22 protein-coding genes, 1 tRNA gene and 3 pseudogenes are annotated in these 17,440 nt (G+C 46.1%); 19 read left to right on the top strand and 7 right to left on the bottom strand.

All coding sequences use genetic code 11. From position 1 onward, the window contains the following. Positions 1–837: 837 nt before the first annotated feature. Entirely contained in the window at positions 838–1,434 is a 597-nt protein-coding gene (locus NMK50_RS08380) for a hypothetical protein (protein WP_254770083.1), read from the bottom strand. A 67-nt stretch (positions 1,435–1,501) separates the two neighbouring features. On the opposite strand from NMK50_RS08380, the gene NMK50_RS08375 reads away from it, so the two are divergent. The 7 genes from NMK50_RS08375 to NMK50_RS08345 all read left to right on the top strand — a co-directional run bounded on the left by NMK50_RS08375 (position 1,502) and on the right by NMK50_RS08345 (position 3,926). After that, a complete protein-coding gene (locus tag NMK50_RS08375; RefSeq protein WP_254770082.1) occupies positions 1,502–1,657 on the top strand; it encodes a hypothetical protein in 156 nt (51 codons plus the stop codon). 143 nt (positions 1,658–1,800) lie between these two features. Then, a complete protein-coding gene (locus NMK50_RS08370) occupies positions 1,801–2,013 on the top strand; it encodes a hypothetical protein (RefSeq protein WP_254770081.1) in 213 nt (70 codons plus the stop codon). A 21-nt stretch (positions 2,014–2,034) separates the two neighbouring features. Beyond that, the gene (locus tag NMK50_RS08365) at positions 2,035–2,445 is read left to right on the top strand and encodes a hypothetical protein (protein ID WP_254770080.1); all 411 of its coding nucleotides are present in this window, start codon (positions 2,035–2,037) and stop codon (positions 2,443–2,445) included. Positions 2,446–2,469: 24 nt separating this feature from the next. Further along, the gene (locus NMK50_RS08360) at positions 2,470–2,706 is read left to right on the top strand and encodes a hypothetical protein (RefSeq protein WP_254770077.1); all 237 of its coding nucleotides are present in this window, start codon (positions 2,470–2,472) and stop codon (positions 2,704–2,706) included. Positions 2,707–2,924: 218 nt separating this feature from the next. Then, positions 2,925–3,149 (top strand): hypothetical protein, encoded by a 225-nt coding sequence (locus tag NMK50_RS08355; RefSeq protein WP_254770076.1) that lies wholly within the window; start codon positions 2,925–2,927, stop codon positions 3,147–3,149. A 259-nt stretch (positions 3,150–3,408) separates the two neighbouring features. Beyond that, the gene (locus tag NMK50_RS08350; protein WP_254770075.1) at positions 3,409–3,642 is read left to right on the top strand and encodes a hypothetical protein; all 234 of its coding nucleotides are present in this window, start codon (positions 3,409–3,411) and stop codon (positions 3,640–3,642) included. Between the two features lie 77 nt (positions 3,643–3,719). Next, the gene (locus NMK50_RS08345; RefSeq protein WP_254770074.1) at positions 3,720–3,926 is read left to right on the top strand and encodes a hypothetical protein; all 207 of its coding nucleotides are present in this window, start codon (positions 3,720–3,722) and stop codon (positions 3,924–3,926) included. 85 nt (positions 3,927–4,011) lie between these two features. Here NMK50_RS08345 and NMK50_RS08340 read toward each other — a convergent pair whose 3' ends face one another. The 5 genes and pseudogenes from NMK50_RS08340 to NMK50_RS08320 form a co-directional block, all read right to left on the bottom strand. Beyond that, on the bottom strand, positions 4,012–6,579 hold the full coding sequence (locus NMK50_RS08340; RefSeq protein ID WP_254771226.1) for a toprim domain-containing protein: 2,568 nt from the start codon (positions 6,577–6,579) through the stop codon (positions 4,012–4,014). Between the two features lie 147 nt (positions 6,580–6,726). Beyond that, a pseudogene (locus NMK50_RS08335) lies at positions 6,727–6,960 on the bottom strand (DNA primase); the annotation flags it as partial. Between the two features lie 147 nt (positions 6,961–7,107). Continuing rightward, a pseudogene (locus NMK50_RS08330) lies at positions 7,108–7,341 on the bottom strand (DNA primase); the annotation flags it as partial. Between the two features lie 147 nt (positions 7,342–7,488). Further along, positions 7,489–7,722, bottom strand: a pseudogene (locus tag NMK50_RS08325) (DNA primase); the annotation flags it as partial. A gap of 13 nt (positions 7,723–7,735) precedes the next feature. Next, entirely contained in the window at positions 7,736–8,890 is a 1,155-nt protein-coding gene (locus NMK50_RS08320) for a YdaU family protein (RefSeq protein WP_254770073.1), read from the bottom strand. A gap of 468 nt (positions 8,891–9,358) precedes the next feature. Between NMK50_RS08320 and NMK50_RS08315 the strand changes: the two genes are divergently transcribed. The 7 genes from NMK50_RS08315 (at position 9,359) to NMK50_RS08285 (ending at position 13,168) form a co-directional block, all read left to right on the top strand. Beyond that, entirely contained in the window at positions 9,359–9,676 is a 318-nt protein-coding gene (locus tag NMK50_RS08315; protein ID WP_254770071.1) for an XRE family transcriptional regulator, read from the top strand. A gap of 313 nt (positions 9,677–9,989) precedes the next feature. Then, positions 9,990–10,379 carry a hypothetical protein gene (locus tag NMK50_RS08310; protein WP_254771225.1) on the top strand — a complete coding sequence of 130 codons (390 nt, stop codon included), beginning with the start codon at positions 9,990–9,992 and terminating at the stop codon, positions 10,377–10,379. A 5-nt stretch (positions 10,380–10,384) separates the two neighbouring features. Beyond that, positions 10,385–10,573: a hypothetical protein gene (locus NMK50_RS08305; RefSeq protein ID WP_254770070.1), complete on the top strand. Its 189-nt coding sequence runs from the start codon at positions 10,385–10,387 to the stop codon at positions 10,571–10,573. Positions 10,574–10,585: 12 nt separating this feature from the next. Further along, a complete protein-coding gene (locus tag NMK50_RS08300; protein ID WP_254770069.1) occupies positions 10,586–10,822 on the top strand; it encodes a hypothetical protein in 237 nt (78 codons plus the stop codon). A 556-nt stretch (positions 10,823–11,378) separates the two neighbouring features. Next, entirely contained in the window at positions 11,379–12,029 is a 651-nt protein-coding gene (locus NMK50_RS08295; RefSeq protein WP_254770068.1) for a lambda exonuclease family protein, read from the top strand. Positions 12,030–12,399: 370 nt separating this feature from the next. Beyond that, a complete protein-coding gene (locus tag NMK50_RS08290) occupies positions 12,400–12,654 on the top strand; it encodes a hypothetical protein (protein ID WP_254770067.1) in 255 nt (84 codons plus the stop codon). 328 nt (positions 12,655–12,982) lie between these two features. After that, positions 12,983–13,168 carry a hypothetical protein gene (locus tag NMK50_RS08285; RefSeq protein ID WP_254770065.1) on the top strand — a complete coding sequence of 62 codons (186 nt, stop codon included), beginning with the start codon at positions 12,983–12,985 and terminating at the stop codon, positions 13,166–13,168. Between the two features lie 470 nt (positions 13,169–13,638). Here the strand turns inward: NMK50_RS08285 and NMK50_RS08280 are convergent. Next, positions 13,639–13,713: transfer RNA gene (locus NMK50_RS08280), tRNA-Thr, on the bottom strand. A 174-nt stretch (positions 13,714–13,887) separates the two neighbouring features. On the opposite strand from NMK50_RS08280, the gene NMK50_RS08275 reads away from it, so the two are divergent. From NMK50_RS08275 to NMK50_RS08255, 5 genes are all read left to right on the top strand, one after another. Then, positions 13,888–14,025, top strand: coding sequence for a hypothetical protein (locus NMK50_RS08275; protein ID WP_254770064.1), 138 nt, complete (start codon positions 13,888–13,890; stop codon positions 14,023–14,025). A gap of 183 nt (positions 14,026–14,208) precedes the next feature. Then, entirely contained in the window at positions 14,209–15,504 is a 1,296-nt protein-coding gene (gene murA / locus NMK50_RS08270; RefSeq protein ID WP_254770063.1) for a UDP-N-acetylglucosamine 1-carboxyvinyltransferase, read from the top strand. A gap of 553 nt (positions 15,505–16,057) precedes the next feature. Continuing rightward, positions 16,058–16,210, top strand: coding sequence for a hypothetical protein (locus tag NMK50_RS08265; protein WP_254770062.1), 153 nt, complete (start codon positions 16,058–16,060; stop codon positions 16,208–16,210). Then, positions 16,189–16,422 carry a hypothetical protein gene (locus tag NMK50_RS08260; RefSeq protein WP_254770061.1) on the top strand — a complete coding sequence of 78 codons (234 nt, stop codon included), beginning with the start codon at positions 16,189–16,191 and terminating at the stop codon, positions 16,420–16,422. Before NMK50_RS08265 ends, NMK50_RS08260 begins: the two co-directional genes overlap by 22 nt. A 153-nt stretch (positions 16,423–16,575) precedes the next feature. After that, positions 16,576–16,935 carry a hypothetical protein gene (locus NMK50_RS08255; protein ID WP_254770060.1) on the top strand — a complete coding sequence of 120 codons (360 nt, stop codon included), beginning with the start codon at positions 16,576–16,578 and terminating at the stop codon, positions 16,933–16,935. Positions 16,936–17,440: the final 505 nt, after the last annotated feature.

Below are 17,440 nucleotides of genomic sequence, written 5' to 3'. Positions count from 1 at the left end.
TTAGGGTGCATCTTATGAGGGTTGGATGCGCCCGTGAGGGGCGGGATGCACTTTATGAGGGTGGTGCATCCCGTAGAGTTTAGGGTGCATCTTATGAGGGTTGGATGCGCCCTATGGGGTTTTATTTTTTCATCTCATACAGAAGATCTCTCTTACATCCTCGATATTTGTGATGATTTTAATTATTTTCTGTCATAGCAGAAGAATCTGAAAAATCTATAGGCATAAAAACATTTTGCTGTTATTGTTTCATTGTTCCCTGATTTTTTAGTCATACAAGATTTATAAGCTATATGCTTATAAAATTCTTGCGTTAAAAAAATCAACATAATAAAACATTATACGCAAAATAATAGAATCATTATTGTTGTTTTATTTTCATAATTAATTCAGTGATACGTATTTTACAATATATTTTTATTCAAAATGTACCAAGTGGATAATGTGTGTTATTGATAGCATGTTACCGTTATGAAACATGTTTTTATTTTAAAATAAAATTTTGCAGAAAAATAAGCTTGAAAATCTGCTTATGGATAAGAAAAAAATGCGATGGTCTTGATGAATGAAACTGTAATCAGATAACGACGATGTAGAAAAGTCTGAAAAAACTGCAAATTTTTGTATGGATTGAAGTTGCTCAAAGAGGTTAATTGTTTGGTGTAGTGGTTTGTGATGGGGGGCTGTTGGTGTGCTGATTCGTTTTAGGGGCTTGTGTTCTCTCCATTGTTGATGTGTTGATGTTTGGTTTTATTGGTTGCGTTTGATTGAATTTATTGATTATCTCATTGCTTATAGGAGGTCTTCATTTGTTGTTTTGTTCTTTGTGGTGGGGGATTATTGAGAGCTTTTACGGTTTGCATATCCCCAATGAAATGCGAGCAAGTCTAAACAGTCTCGTAAATGATCCGCAAGGGAGTTTTGCTTGCGTTTTGAGTCGCTTAATTCTTTAATTGCTTGATCGTAACCAACAACCTTTTCTACAAGTGCATAGCCAAGAATACCAAGCAGAACTTTGATCTTTTGTAAATGCTTGGATGCTTCGATTTGACGCTCAATAGGGTGTGTGTAACCTTGACTGCCTTCAACCTTTTCACGCGTGTAGTCAGGACTCATGTGAAGGTCTGCTTGATTTTGGCGCCAATAAATATAAAATTGTTCTGCTGCCCTATATTGCGCTTTGCTGAGATGTCCTTTTGCATATAAAAGGGCAATCGGACGGCCTTTTGCATTGACAATGGCTTTGATGTTGCGTGGGTTGCTAGAGTTTTCTGGGTGGGGTGGTTGAAAATAAGGGTTGCTCGTTTCAAGAGTAAATTCTTGTGTCTTTAAGTGGCCAATTTGCTCTTTCTCTTCCTTATGCTGGGCAGAGGAAAACGTTTGTGTCTTGTTTTTTTGTTCCTCTTGGTGGGTTCTTTCCTCTTGGTGGTTCATATCATCTTTTCTCCTTTAAAAATTGTCGTTTTGTTTGATGTTCAAAAAATTAGATGTAAGATGTTGTATGCGCATGCGTGGGGAAGCTTTGCTTGGTGTCTCCTCGGCTGTTAGCATTATATTGACATTGGTTGTTGGCAGGCTGTTGGCATTGGGTTCTGGAAGATTGAGGGTGGGGGCTCTGTCTTATGAGGGGTGTTGGCATTGGGTGTTTGCTGTTTGACGGGAATTTTTATGCACTCTCTTTTTTAAACAGGAGGCGTTCTCAAAGGGGATGGTGTTTTGCCACATTGTTGGAGCCGTCCTTGTTTTTATTTCTGAGAGAGTAAAGCAGAGGAGCATTTGCTGGCTCTGGTGCTCAAATGAGTGGATGTTTCTCTTTATGATGGCACTTTTCTTTTGTTCTCTTATGAAGGCGTGAGGGGTGTTGAGCGCCTATGGGTGTGTTTCTTGAATTGGTTGGCGTTTTGTTGCATTGTTGGCGGTATCTTGGGTTTGATTTATCAAGGGGGATGCATAGAGGGGCGGGTGGATAAGGAGGCAGAGTGTGTGGTGGGGGCGCATGGTGTGTTGTTTTGAATTTTTGGGCGTTTTGTTGCATTGTCGGCGGTATCTTTCATTTGTGCGTATAAAGGAGCGGGGGGTATCGCTGTTGTGTGGGGATTGTTCTTGCTGGTATTGGTGGTGTTTGCATTGTGGGAACTGTCCTTGTTTTGGCTTATCAGAGGGCGGCAGGATGCGGTGATATTGCGTTGCTTATGGTTCTTGAAATGGGAGCGTTTTGTTGCATTGTTGGCGGTATCTTTCATTTGTGCGTATAAAGGAGCGGGGGGGTATCGCTGTTGTGTGGGGATTGTTCTTGCTGGTATTGGTGGTGTTTGCATTGTGGGAACTGTCCTTGTTTTGGCTTATCAGAGGGCGGCAGGATGCGGTGATATTGCGTTGCTTATGGTTCTTGAAATGGGAGCGTTTTGTTGCATTGTTGGCGGTATCTTTCATTTGTGCGTATAAAGGAGCGGGGGGTATCGCTGTTGTGTGGGGATTGTTCTTGCTGGTATTGGTGGTGTTTGCATTGTGGGAACTGTCCTTGTTTTGGCTTATCAGAGGGCGGCAGAATGCGGTGGTATTGCGTTGCTTATGGTTCTTGAAATGGGAGCGTTTTGTTGCATTGTTGGCGGTATCTTGGGTTTGATTTATCAAGGGGGATGCATAGAGGGGCGGGTGGATAAGGAGGCAGAGTGTGTGGTGGGAGCGCATGGTGTGTTGTTTTGAATTTTTGGGCGTTTTGTTGCATTGTCTTTTGTGTCATCGGTGGTGCCTTTGCTTTGCTTTATAGAGTAACGAGGAGGTTTGGGGTTACGCGGGGATTTTTCTGGGAGAATTTGGGGTTTTACTTCATTCTTCCCCCTGTTAGCGATTTTATTTATAGGCAAGCAGAGCGAATTGGGGTGGACTGGCTTTGGTTCTCGAATCGGTGGGTGTTTTCCTGCATGATGGGTCTTTTTCTTGGGGTTGCTTATGTGGGCATGAGGTGGATCGTATCATATTGGTTTGGTTCTCGAAGATTGTGGCGTTTTACTGTATTGTTGGCGGTGTTATTGTTTATAACGGAGCGGGGGATTTTGCTTATGACGCGGTGGGGTGAGCGTTGTGTAGAGCGTGATTTTAAAAGCGCTGGTGTTTTGCTGTCTTGCGGAGGGTATTGTTGCTGTTGAGGGAGCAAAGTAGAGCGGTGTTTGGGGGTTTTGATTTTTGAGTGAGGGAGTGTTGCTTTTTATGACGGCACTTTTCTTTCGTTTTTCTGATGAAAGTGTGAGGTGTGTTGAGGTTATAGGGGCGTGATTCTTGAAGGCAGAAGCGTTTTGAAGCATTGTTGGAGCTGTCTTTGTTTTTGTTTATATGGGAATGAGGTGGCTTATGTCATAGGGGCTTTGTTCTTGAAATGAGGAGTGCTTTTCTGCATTATGGCTGTTGTTGTTTATAAAGGAGTGGGGGTATGGTTGTTATGCCGGGCGTGTTTTTAACGGCAGTGAAGTTTTGCTGTCTTTTCGTTTTTCCCTTGGTTGGGTTTATGTGAATGCGGGGATGCCAGTTGTGACGTGGGAAGTGTTTCTACGGGGGCTGGTGTTTGCGGTGTCGTGGGGGCTATTTTTGTTTTTATTGGAATGGGAGCAAAGAGCACGACTTTTACGTGGTGGATCTTTTTAAAGGCGTTGGTGTTTTGTTGCATTGCGGGCGTTGTCCTGTTTTTTTTCTTATCAGGAATTAAAGCGTTTTGATATAATGTGGGGTTTTACCTTAATAGTGGTGGGGTTCATTGCCTTGTTGGAGCTGTTGGTGATTTTGCTTTCGAGAGTGCACAGTGGGTGGGCATCGCGTTGTGTATGGCTTTTGAAGCTTTTGGTATTTTCCGGCATTGTTGGGGTGAGCGTTGGTTTGGCGAAGATAGGAGTGATGGATATGGGGGGTCGCTGGTTTTTGATCTCGAATGATGGGGTGTTTCCCTGCTTGCTGGGAATGCTCTCTTTGTTTGCTTATGAGGGTGTGAGGTGTGTGAGGGCTCTATGGGCTTGGTTGTTAGAGAGAGGCGTTGACCCCGCGTTCAAGATAACGCTTTGGCGTTATAAGCTGTTCGCAGGAGCAACGGTAGCGGTAGGTTTTTTGGTCAAACCAAAGACCAATTTTGCCTTCAAAATCCCCTGAACGTTGTTTTGCGATATTCATAATCACACTAGGGCGTTTGGCTAATTCTGCTTTTTCTTCTTTACATGATGCGGCAAAAATTTTATCTTCTAAGGAGCGATTGCGCCAAATGGTGATGATGTTAAAAGCATTGGCACCAATTTCGGAAGCGCCTTTAATATCTTCCGTGCCGGGGATCTCTTTCTCTAGCCCTCCTTTGCGGGCATGGGCGACAAGATGAATGTGAACGGCATTTAAAACAGCCCAATCAACCATTTTATAAACTGCTTGTTCTTGCCCTGCGTAGTCATCTGAACAGATACCAAGCCGCATAAGACTGTCGATAATGAATTGATCGCAACCATAGCGCGCACGGCAATAGTCAAAAACATCGAGCAGCGTGTCGACACTCGATTTCCCAACATGTTCGTAAAGAATCAGTCCGTCGTCTAAAAAATGGAGAATGCGTTCAATCATCTCTCTGGTCGGATGTTCTAATCCTCCCGTTTGTTTGGTTAAACGGCGCAACGATTGTTCTCCTTTCATTTCCAGTGAAGCTAAGCAAAGGCGACTTTTTTGCGAAATCCAATGGGGAATACAGTCTGATAACAATTGGCTCTTGCCGGCACCACTTGCTCCGCTCCATAGCGTCAATTCCGCTGGACGGAAATACAGTTTTCCGTTGAGCTTAGGGTAGGGAAGTGTATATCCTTCATGCTGTTCAGGGGTTGGCCAAAACAGCCCTATTACTTGCTCTTTATAGTCTGAGGCGCGGCGTAAGCCTTTTGGTGCAAAGCTTTTTGCTGATAAAAAGGCTGCTTTTATGGTGGCTGCATCAATACCAGAAGTCAAACAATCATTGGCATCTTTACAGGGTAAGTGTACACGATAGCAACGGTGGCGGCCAAGCCTGCTGGCAATTTCATGGGCGGCTTCTTCACCCGGTTTGTCCATATCGGTGGCTAAAAAAATGGTCTCAAAAGGTTCTAAATGGTCAAACTCATTTTCAATCCAATTGTGTTTGCCCCCAACGCCTCCGCCAAACGGTACCGAGAGTGCCGGATATCCATAGGCCGCTAAAGAAAGTGCATCAATTTCGCCTTCAGTAATAACAATGGTCCGATTGGTTGAAAAAAAAGCTTGGTTTTCAGCTGTGGCTGTGGGGTTTGCGGCTGTGGTTGCGGGGTGTGCGGTTGTGGCTGCGGGGTGTGCGGTTGTGGTTGCGGGGTGTGCGGTTGTGGCTGTGGGGTGTGCGGTTGTGGCTGTGGGGTTTGTGGCTGTGGTTGCGGGGTGTGCGGTTGTGGCTGTGGGGTTTGTGGCTGTGGTTGCGGGGTGTGCGGTTGTGGCTGTGGGGTTTGCGGCTGTGGCTGTGGGGTGTGCGGCTGTGGCTGTGTGGTTTGCGGCTGTGGCTGCGGGGTTTGCGGCTGTTGCTGCGTGGTTTGCGGCTGTGGTTGCGGGGTGTGCGGTTGTTGCTGCGGGGTGTGCGGCTGTGGCTGCGTGGTTTGCGGCTGTGGTTGCGGGGTGTGCGGCTGTGGTTGCGGGGTGTGCGGCTGTGGCTGCGGGGTGTGCGGCTGTGGCTGTGGGGTTTGCGGTTGTGGCAGCGGGGTTTGCGGCTGTTGCTGCGTGGTTTGTGGCTGTTGCTGCGTGGTTTGCGGTTGTGGCTGTGGGGTGTGCGGTTGTGGCAGCGGGGTTTGTGGCTGTGGCAGCGGGGTGTGCGGCTGTGACTGTGGGGTGTGCGGCTGTGGCTGTGGGGTTTGCGGTTGTGGCAGCGGGGTGTGCGGCTGTTGCTGCGTGGTTTGCGGCTGTGGCTGTGGGGTTTGCGGCTGTGGTTGCGGGGTGTGCGGTTGTGGCTGCGTGGTTTGCGGCTGTGGCAGCGGTTGTGGGGGGGGTGAGAGCTTGCCAACCAAAGAGAATCGGTTCACATTGTGCCGTTGTTGGCTTAGGTTTTGCACCTGTTTGTGCAAGCCGTTCTTTTACCAAGGCAAGGGTGCCATCCGGTTTATAAAAGGGAAAAATGATCTTTTCCCCATCTTCTCCTATGCGGTAACGCTTTAAAATCTCTAAGGGAATATGGCGCTCTTTGTTGAGATAGGTTTTTACTAAATTTTGCGGTGAGTTACTCGTGGGAACGGGTGGACGACGATAGGAACGGTGGGGTGCCATAAAAGGTTTGGGGCGTGTAAGATTGAGAGTGGTACGTGCTTCTTCTAATGCTTGAGAAAGACTTATTCCTTTGACTTCACACCAAAGGTCTAAAAGGTCACCGCCTTTGCCTTCTGCAAAATCATACCAAAGACCGGCTTTATTGCCGTTTAAGCACACCGATAAACTTTGACCGGCTTCGCCGCGTGTGCTTCCTACAATCCAATCATTGCCACGTCTTTTTCCTTTTGGCAAAAGCATTTGTGCAATTGTCTCTGCTTGTGCGATAAGTTTTTGTTTGATTTCAAAAATTGTGCTCATGTTCATTCGTGTGGTTGTTGCTCGTTTTTGGTGAAGGATTTCCCTTGTTGCGGCTTTAATGCGTGCGTGAGGGGAAATGCTTTGTGCGTGTTGTCTGCCTGCCAATCATTGCTGTTGCGTTTTTGCTTTTTTGGAAGAGCCGTCCGTGCCTTTGCCTTCACAGCAAAGGTCTAAAAGGTCACCGCCTTTGCCTTCTGCAAAATCATACCAAAGACCGGCTTTATTGCCGTTTAAGCACACCGATAAACTTTGACCGGCTTCACTGCTTGTGCTTCCTACAATCCAATCATTGCCACGTCTTTTTCCTTTTGGCAAAAGCATTTGTGCAATTGTCTCTGCTTGTGCGATAAGTTTTTGTTTGATTTCAAAAATTGTGCTCATGTTCATTCGTGTGGTTGTTGCTCGTTTTTGGTGAAAGATTTCCCTTGTTGCGGCTTTGATGCGTGCGTGAGGGGAAATGCTTTGTGCGTGTTGTCTGCCTGCCAATCATTGCTGTTGCGTTTTTGCTTTTTTGGAAGAGCCGTCCGTGCCTTTGCCTTCACAGCAAAGGTCTAAAAGGTCACCGCCTTTGCCTTCTGTAAAATCATACCAAAATCCCGCTTTATTGCCGTTTAAGCACACCGATAAACTTTGACCGGCTTCACTGCTTGTGCTTCCTACAATCCAATCATTGCCACGTCTTTTTCCTTTTGGCAAAAGCATTTGTACAATTGTCTCTGCTTGTGCGATAAGTTTTTGTTTGATTTCAAAAATTGTGCTCATGTTCATTCGTGTGGTTGTTGCTCGTTTTTGGTGAAGGATTTCCCTTGTTGCGGCTTTAATGCGTGCGTGAGGGGAAATGCTTTGTGCGTGTTGTCTGCCTGCCAATCATTGCTGTTGCGTTTTTGCTTTTTTGGAAGAGCCGTCCGTGCCTTTGCCTTCACAGCAAAGGTCTAAAAGGTCACCGCCTTTGCCTTCTGCAAAATCATACCAAAGACCGGCTTTATTGCCGTTTAAGCACACCGATAAACTTTGACCGGCTTCGCCGCGTGTGCTTCCTACAATCCAATCATTGCCACGTCTTTTTCCTTTTGGCAAAAGCATTTGTGCAATTGTCTCTGCTTGTGCGATAAGTTTTTGTTTGATTTCAAAAATTGTGCTCATGTTCATTCGTGTTTTAAGGTTTTTGGTAGTTGATAAGAGAGCGGTAAAGAGCATCATTGTTGCTGTCATGCTGCTGTGAGGGGGAGTGGGGGATAAAAATGGCAAGTTTTTCTTGATGTTCTTTTATCCGTTCAATCTCTCGGCGAAACCAATTGCGCCATGTCGCTTGCCAATCCACTTTAAGCGCTTCTTTGCCGCTTTTGGCATGCCAATAATCGCGAAATTTCTTTTCTTGCCAACGGGCTTGCTCTTCACTTAAACCTTCTGAAATCGCGGCACCAATGTCTGCTTGCCAATCGGTAGGAAGACGGTGTCCCTTCGTCGTTGATCCTTTGTTTTTTTCCCCTTTTGCGGTCGTTGTGCGGTTTTGCGTTTTGCTGACCGTGTGAGGGGCGTTTGTTGTGAGAGAGGAGACAGAGGCTGAGGAGAGGGACTTTGTTGTCTTTGCACAAGAAAAAGTAGGTTTTTCTGCCGCTCCATCAGAGGAGGGAAAAGTATCTTTTTCATCGCTAAAATGGGTGGTGTCCTTTGTCTTTTGGCAAGAGGATGATGGGGAAGAAGTGAGAGAGTGTTTGCTGGATGTGGAGGGTGAATCTTTACACAGTGAGGGGGAAAAACAAGGCTTCTCTTCCTCAGTGGTCTTCTCTTTTCCTTCTTTCAATTCAATCAAAAACAATTTCTTTTCTGAAACACCGTGAGGTGTTTCCTTTTCTTCTTCCTTCTGAGATTTTGAGTTTTGTTCATCATCTCTTGCCCTCTCGTTGAGCAGTTGTTGAAACTCTGCGTTGATTTGTTTGCGTTTTTTCGCTGAAGAACGTCCCGCAAAGGATTTCTGTTCAAGCAATTTTACGCGCTCTTGAAAGATATTTTCACAACGTTTATTCCATAAGCCATGGGGTAAATTTAAAATCTTACCCTCTTGAATCAGCATTTCTAAAACATTCACAAAAGTTCGCTTGTCACAACCGCAAAGACGCGCTAAACGTTCTACTGATAAGTCTAGAGGACGACCGCGTGCATACATTTCATTGAGAAGAATTGTATAAATTCCAATCTCGTGTGCGCGCATTCCACGCACTCCCCCTAGAAAATCATTCTGATACCAACAAACATAAGGAAGGGTAGATGATTCATAGTGGGAAGTTTCTTGATGATCGGCGTGTCTCATGCTGCAATCTACCCTCTTCTGTTTATGTGTTTTATTGATCATAGAAACGCAAAAAGCGTTTTTATGTGTTTTTTTGCATTCGATTAAAGTTTTTACGCTTTAACATGTAAGTGTTTTGATTTTTTCGGTCTGTTTGTTAAATGATGACTCTTTAGGTGTTGCTTTATGAAGTATAACAGTCATTTGCTGTGCTTAGATGCATGCCGCCTTATCGTTTGAGATGCGCAGATGGCAAAGATAAAGAGTAAAAAGATTTTTAAATGCGTAAGCTCTCTCAGCGCTTTTGGGAAACGCCTTTTTGCTTCCTTTGCTATGGTGAAATGTTCTCTTGATTCGCATATGAATGTTTGTTTCCCCCCTCAAAAAAATAAATTTGTTTTCTTAATTCTATCCTTTTTAGAGGATAATGCAAGCCCGTTTTACAAAAAGGACGTGTTTTTTTAACAAGACGCGCTATATGGTGAAACTATGAATATCGATGGTTGGCGTCAAAGATTAGGTGCTGCTCTTGAAAGAAGTGGCCGGTCAAAAAGATCTGTCTCCCTCGCAGCTGGTAAAGGTGCTGGGTACCTTCATTCTATTCTCTCTGAAGGAAAAGAACCAACAATTGAATCCCTTTCGCGCATTTGCAACGAAATTAATATCAGTATGAATTATATTCTTTATGGTCAGAGTGTCAGTCCCGAAGATAAAGAATTTATCGAGCTCATTTCAAAACTCTCTCCTGAGGAGAGGAAGGCAATCTTAACTCTTTTGCGGCGACCAACTGCCGAAGTATCAGAATAAGTTCTTTTTGTGTCTTTGTGTCAAGAGTGCTCCAGTATTCTATCAATTTTAAATCACTCATTTTCGCTCTCCTGTCTGTTGGTAGTTGCGTTAAGTAAGAACAAATAGAGAACATCTTAAGGGTACTAAGTGAACAAAAGAGGACAGGGTTTTGTTCACAGATGTTCTTCATACGTCATAAAGACTCAAAATATTATCTTTTATTGAGGATAAAACAATTGACTTATCCCCCATAGAGGATATAAGGGTAATGCTATATTCAGCCTTGTCAAGACAAAGCTGTGCTTTATCAACTATCGAAAGGGGGGAAATGATGAAAAATATTCCATTCGTTAAAGAGGATGAAATCATTGTCATTCTTTGTGAGGATGAAAAGGGCGATGCCTATGGGGGACCGATCGAACAGAGCGAAGAAATACTCGAACTTATTGAAGAACATGAAACTGTGCAAAGAATCTTGCGCCTCGATCTTACCACTCTTCATGCCGAAGATGTAACGGAACAACTCGCTGATGCCTATGTCGCAAATTATGAAATTGACGAACAAAATAGCCAACTTCAGCCTTTTATCCTGAATAGTGATGCTTACCATGTCTGGTTAGATGAAAAAGTCGCGCGCGATTATGAAGATCACTACTATGGTTCCTACGAAAAACAGCATCGTTTGCGTCCCTGTGATGTTTTGAACGATTACTGGTGGTAAAAATCATGGCAAATTATCTTCAGACTGTTTATCAGGGATTTCCACTTTACTATGCTGGAAAGAGCCAAAATACAATCAGACTCGAACCTCAAAAACGTCATGCAATCCCCTTCATTTCAAGAAAGGCTGCCGAGTGTTTTGCGAAAAATTTAGCAGAAAAATACCAACGAGATGATTTTTCCATCGTGCGATAGCACGAATAAAAATTGTGCAACAGCACGAATGAAAATGGTGCGACAGCATGCGTAAGAGAAGACCTTGTAGGAGCGGGGGGATATGAGGGGCTTTTGCGTATGCGCGTGGTGTTTGCATGGGGAAGGTGGGACGGACATGCGGGGGCTTTGGGATCTGCGTGGGGGTGTCTGCATAGGATGTTCATGGGGGAAGCATCTGTGAGGGGGCAGATCAGGGGTATGCGCGAGGGGCTGGGGGACACTGGATGAGAGGTGTGTGAGGGGTATGGACGACGTTTGAGAGGAGGAAAGGGCGGTTGGAGTATGGCTAAGCGGGAAAGCAGCATGTGGGAGACACATGTGAAGTGAGGGGATCTGCGGTGAGGCATGGGTGGGGGTTTTAGGAGGCTTTTTGCTATGCACACGGGGGCTACGTCTATGAGGGGAGGTGTTAGATGGTGGGTAAGTGAGGGTGGCGTGAGGAGGAAGTGTTTGGAGCTAAGATATATGTGTTCTTGGGTGCTGGAACGGTGCTTAACAACATCCGCAGTTTTTGGAAAAAGGGGCGTTGTATTCGCACGATGAGAGGGGGACGGATATGCCGGGGCTTTGGGAGCTTTGGGGGCTTTGTGGGGGTGTTTGTATAGGATGTTCATGGGGGGAGAACACCGAATGAGGGGTATGGACGACGTTTGAGAGGAGGAAAGGGCGTTGGGGGAAGGTGTGTGGCAAAAATATGCTTTTCAAAAGCGGATGTTTTTAAGAAGGAGTCAAGGTGCTGAAATAAAAAGTGCCTTAAAGACAAGGTCTAAAAAAGGGGGTGTTTATGTCAATAGTTATCGATTGTCTTCAGGGAACAGAACAATGGTTGCAAGCGCGTAATGGTTTGATTACCGCCTCTTTGTTTGAAATGGTGATGGCACGAAAAAAACAGGGGCAGAAAACTTCAAGATATCATGCTGTTATGATGAAACTCGCTGGAGAAAGAATTACTGGAAAAACTGTCGATGAGGGAACAACACTTTCTATGCGACGTGGAACAGAATTGGAACCAACGGCACGCAAGCTTTATGGTACACTCACAAATACGCAGCCTCAATGTGTTGGGTTTGTGCTTGCTGATGATAGGATGAAAGGTTTTTCTCCTGATGCTTTCGTTGGCAAAGAAGGATTGTTGGAAATTAAAACAAAAAAACCAGAAATTCTCATTCCTCATTTTTACCAAAAGACTTTTCCACCAGAGCATAAAGCGCAATGTCAGGGAGGATTGTGGATTGCTCAACGTGAATGGGTGGATTTAATGCTCTATTGGCCGGATATGCCGCCTTTGATTAAACGGGCCTATCGTGATGAAGCTTATATTCGAAAACTGGAAAGTGAAATTAGCCGTTTTAATGAGGAATTACAGATTATGGTACAGAAAATTAAGTCTACTGAGACAATGCTTGATATGAAAAGGCAATATGTCCTCAAGTGAGGTGTGAGAAAAAAGTATATAACAGAGATGCGTTTACGAAAAATGCGCACAAGTGCCGGATAACGGGTGCGTGAGGGGGAAGTGTTGGGGGCTAAGATATGTATGTTCGTGGGGGGAGAAGGTGCTGAAAAATATCCTCTGTTGTTGGAAAAAGGGGTGCGGTGTTTGCACGATGGAAGGGGGACGGATATGCCGGGGCTTTGGGGTATGTGTGGGGGTGTCTGCATGAGGTGTTTACTTTGGGGGTGTTGGCTTGGGAGGGCGACGCGGCATGTGTGAGGGGATATTCGCATGAAGTGTGCATAGGGGGTGCTTACATGGGGTGTTTACTTGGGTGGATGCCGGATAACGGGTGCGTGAGGGGGAAGTGTTGGGGGCTAAGATATGTATGTTCGTGGGGGGGGGAGAAGGTGCTGAAAAATATCCTCTGTTGTTGGAAAAAGGGGTGCGGTGTTTGCACGATGGGAAGGGGGACGGATATGCGGGGGCTTTGGGGTATGTGTGGGGGTGTCTGCATGAGGTGTTTACTTTGGGGGTGTTTACTTTGGGGGTGTTTACTTTGGGGGTGTTGGCTTGGGAGGGCGACGCGGCATGTGTGAGGGGATGCCGGATAACGGGTGAGTGAGGGGGAAGTGTTGGGGGCTAAGATATGTATGTTCGTGGGGGGGGAGAAGGTGCTGAAAAATATCCTCTGTTGTTGGAAAAAGGGGTGCGGTGTTTGCACGATGGGAAGGGGGACGGATATGCGGGGGCTTTGGGGTATGTGTGGGGGTGTCTGCATGAGGTGTTTACTTTGGGGGTGTTTACTTTGGGGGTGTTGGCTTGGGAGGGCGACGCGGCATGTGTGAGGGGATATTCGCATGAAGTGTGCATAGGGGGTGCTTACATGGGGTGTTTACTTGGGTGGATGCCGGATAACGGGTGCGTGAGGGGGAAGTGTTGGGGGCTAAGATATGTATGTTCGTGGGGGGGGGGGAGAAGGTGCTGAAAAATATCCTCTGTTGTTGGAAAAAGGGGTGCGGTGTTTGCACGATGGGAAGGGGGACGGATATGCGGGGGCTTTGGGGTATGTGTGGGGGTGTCTGCATGAGGTGTTGGCTTGGGGGGTGTTGGCTTGGAGGGCGACGCGGCATGTGTGAGGGGATATTCGCATGAAGTGTGCATAGGGGGTGCTTACATGGGGTGTTTACTTGGGTGGATGCCGGATAACGGGTGCGTGAGGGGGAAGTGTTGGGGGCTAAGATATGTATGTTCGTGGGGGGGGGGAGAAGGTGCTGAAAAATATCCTCTGTTGTTGGAAAAAGGGGTGCGGTGTTTGCACGATGGGAAGGGGGACGGATATGCGGGGGCTTTGGGGTATGTGTGGGGGTGTTGGCTTGGGGGGTGTTGGCTTGAGGGGTGTTGGCTTGGGAGGGCGACGCGGCATGTGTGAGGGGATGCCGGATGATGAGTGAGGGGGAGGAGAGTGCTGTGGAAAAGTTCTGATGATATCGTTAAGAGACTGTGAAAATGTGCTGCTGGTAGACGACACCTTGAGGGTGTATCATTGTGTGGCGTGTTGTGAATATAACAGTGTGATGAATATAACAGTGTAAAATATTGTCTGGAATGGTGCTGCGAGAGAGGATTGAACTCTCGACCTCTCCCTTACCAAGGGAGTGCTCTACCACTGAGCTACCGCAGCTCTTTGCAATCGCTGTCTTGTGCCATATTGTTATAAAATAGGCAAGAGAACATTTCTGCGTTCTTGAAAGAATATCCCTCTTGTGTCATGACATGGATTTCTTATAAAAAAGGATCTCTTATAAAAAAAGCCGTGAGTTGTTTTAAAAAGCTCACAAAAGGTTGCGTAATGATCATGACACAAGAACAACAAAAATTTAACCACAAAGATGAAAAAGAAAGACGGCGCCAAGAAAGACTGGCTCAACAATTGCGTCAAAACTTAAAACGCCGAAAAGAGCAGAGTCGAAAAAGAGCACAAACAGAAAATTAAAAAATGTCTTCTATAGCTCCTGTGCAACCAAATTCCACAATGATTCGTTTTAGAGTTTATGGATTCTTTTAGGTTTAGGATTCGTCCTAAAGCCGTCGATGCCATTCTAAATGATAACAAAATAACTTTTCGGGGGTAAAACCTTTGGAAGGGGAAACACAAAGGGAAAAAGGGAAAATACCGATGGATTCTATTCAAATTGTTGGTGGGGAAAAACTGAAGGGAACAATTCCTATCTCAGGAGCAAAAAATGCTGCCTTGCCTCTCATGATTGCATCTTTGCTGAGCGAAGAAACACTCACTTTAGAAAATATTCCCCATCTTGTTGATGTTGAATTGCTTATTCGTATTCTTAATAATCATGGTGTCGGATATGCCGTCGATGGACAGGAAGTTCACAACGATTGTATGGATGCTCGTACAATCCATTTTACTGCGCAAAAAATAATCACAATACGTGCGCCATACGAACTGGTGAAAAAAATGCGTGCAAGCTTTTGGGTGATCGGACCCCTGCTGGCCCGATGTCGAGAAGCCTATGTCTCTCTGCCTGGAGGATGCGCTATCGGAACAAGACCCGTCGACTTTATTCTTGAGGGACTCAAAACTTTAGGAGCCCATATTACTATCGAAAATGGATATGCCCATGCTAAAGTGCCAAGGGGATTAAAAGGCGCACATTACCGATTCCCTAAAGTGACTGTCGGGGGAACGCATGTGATGCTGATGGCTGCTGCGATGGCAAAGGGAACAACCGTGCTTGATAATGCGGCTTGTGAACCAGAAGTGGCTAATCTTATTCGAACACTCAATGCTATGGGGGCAAAAATAGTCGGTGAAGGAACAAAAACACTCACGATTGAGGGCGTGAAAAAACTCCATGGTGCGAGAGTGCGTGTCATTCCTGATCGTATTGAAGCTGGAACCTATGCAATGGCCGTGGCGATGACAGGAGGGGATGTGTTTCTCAAAAATGCAAACCCTAACCATCTCACCCAAGTGCTCAAAGTTTTGCAAAAAACAGGGCTCGATATTCAAATAGAGCCTCAGGGAATTCACGTAAAACGAAATCCACGGCAAACAAAAATAATGCCCGTCGATATTAAAACTGGGCCTTATCCCGATTTTCCAACCGATCTCCAAGCCCAATTCATGGCGTTGATGACAAGGGCGCAGGGAATCGCTCATATTACCGAAACAATTTTCGAAAATCGCTTTATGCATGTGCAAGAACTTTCCCGTTTGGGCGCTCGGATCAAACTTGATGGGCAAACAGCAACCGTCTATGGAACAGAGAAACTGCAAGGAGCACCCGTGATGGCAACCGATTTACGTGCTTCTGTTTCTCTTGTTATTGCTGCTCTGGCCGCAAAGGGTGAAACCATTGTCAACCGCGTTTATCATCTTGATCGCGGCTTTGAACACTTGGAGGAAAAATTAGCAAATTGTGGGGCTCTCATAAAACGCGTTACAGCTTAAATCGCCTTCGTATCTTAGCCTTTGGCTTTTTGGGGAAGCCTTTTGCTTTGGGCTTTTGGAGACTTTTACTGGAAAACTGAAGGTGTGTTTTGGTTCTCAAGAAATGGGGTATGGTGGCATGGTTGTGGAGAGCAGCGCGATTGCGGTTTTGAACATTTGGGATTGAACATTTGGAGGAAAATGAGCCAATTGTGGGGCTCTCATAAAATGCGTTGCAGCTTAGCCCCGTTCGTATCTTGTCCTTTGTGTTTCTTGGGGGGAGGATACCTTGTCTTTTGAGATCTTCGGAGATTTTTACCGGAAAACTGAAGGTGTGTTTGGGCTCTCAAGAAATGGGATATGGTGGCATGGTTGTGGAGAATAGGCTGAGGTGTTTGTGAGGAGGTGGCTCTCATCAAAAATCAATCAAGATTCTTTTCATTTTTATTGCCTTTCTCCTGAGATTATCATTTTTTCTGTAAAAAATACTGTGGTTTAGAGGGACGCATGCGTGCAGGATGTGCCGGATGGTGGGTAAGAGGGGGCATTTGAGAGGAGGAGAGGGCGTTGGAGTATGGCCAAGTGGGAAAGCAGCATATTTGGGGGCACATGTGAAGTGGAGGGATCTGCGGTGAGGCATGGGTGGTGGTGTTGGAAGGCTTTTTGCTATGCACACGGTGGCTGCATGTATGTGGGGCGTGCTGGATGGCGGGTGAGGATGGAGTGATTGGAGGGGGGTGTGTTGGTGCGAAGTTTTGCGGGTTTGAGATATGTGTGTTCGTGGGGGCTGGAACAGTGCCTAACAACATCCGCAGTTGTTGGAAAAAGGGGCGTTGTATTCGCACGATGGGAGGGGGATGGATATGCCGGGGCTTTGGGGGCTTTGTGGGGGTGTTTGTATGGGGGGAGAGTATCTGTGAGGGGGGTGAGGGCATTTGAGAGGAGGAGAGGGCGTTGGAGTATGGCCAAGTGGGAAAGCAGCATATTTGGGGGCACATGTGAAGTGGAGGGATCTGCGGTGAGGCATGGGTGGTGGTGTTGGAAGGCTTTTTGCTATGCACACGGTGGCTGCATGTATGTGGGGCGTGCTGGATGGCGGGTGAGGATGGAGAGATTGGAGGGGGGTGTGTTGGTGCGAAGTTTTGCGGGTTTGAGATATGTGTGTTCGTGGGGGCTGGAACGGTGCCTAACAACATCCGCAGTTGTTGGAAAAAGGGGCGTTGTATTCGCACGATGGGAGAGGGATGGATATGCCGGGGCTTTGGGGGCTTTGTGGGGGTGTTTGTATGGGGGGAGAGTATCTGGGGGGTGAGGGCATTTGAGAGGAGGAGAGGGCGTTGGAGTATGGCCAAGTGGGAAAGCAGCATATTTGGGGGCACATGTGAAGTGAAGGGATCTGCGGTGAGGCATGGGTGGTGGTGTTGGAAGGCTTTTGGTGTGTCTGTACGGTGAAGCTATGCCAAAATTGACAGATAAAGTGTTTTTAAAGAGGGGGATAAGTTTTCAAGGGATTGCTAACAGAGATGATCACGGAAACCTCAGGGTTGTTTAACAATAGAAGATGCTGAGAGAAAGAAGATGCTGAGAGCAACCGATTGGTAAACCATTTGGGTAGAAATCTTCGTCCTTAGGAGGGGAAGAGGTCAATGGTAAGGAGGTGTGCGCGCTCGTAGATGCGACGATTGATCGCAAAATAGAAAGTGTTCAATTCTCGTATGGAAATGCGCTTACTCTGTTACATTTCTAGTGTTGCGCAAATTCTCTTTTTAGGTGCAATGTGCATTAAAAGCAAAAGGCTGTTTGGGTTGAGAGCTTTTAACACTCGGAAGACTACGGAATACGCATTTCAAAACATTAAGTTATAAGGATACTTTATTGTTTTGCCTGTTGAAGGAGAACTGCGAATATCCTCAGGTTTTCTTATGCCAAACCTGCTTTATGTTGAATCAATCAAAAC

It is taken from the genome of Bartonella harrusi, from assembly GCF_024297065.1.
Classification (GTDB): domain Bacteria; phylum Pseudomonadota; class Alphaproteobacteria; order Rhizobiales; family Rhizobiaceae; genus Bartonella; species Bartonella harrusi.
The sequence above is the reverse complement of the archived record's forward strand: the minus strand, read 5'-3'. Positions and strand labels throughout refer to the sequence as shown.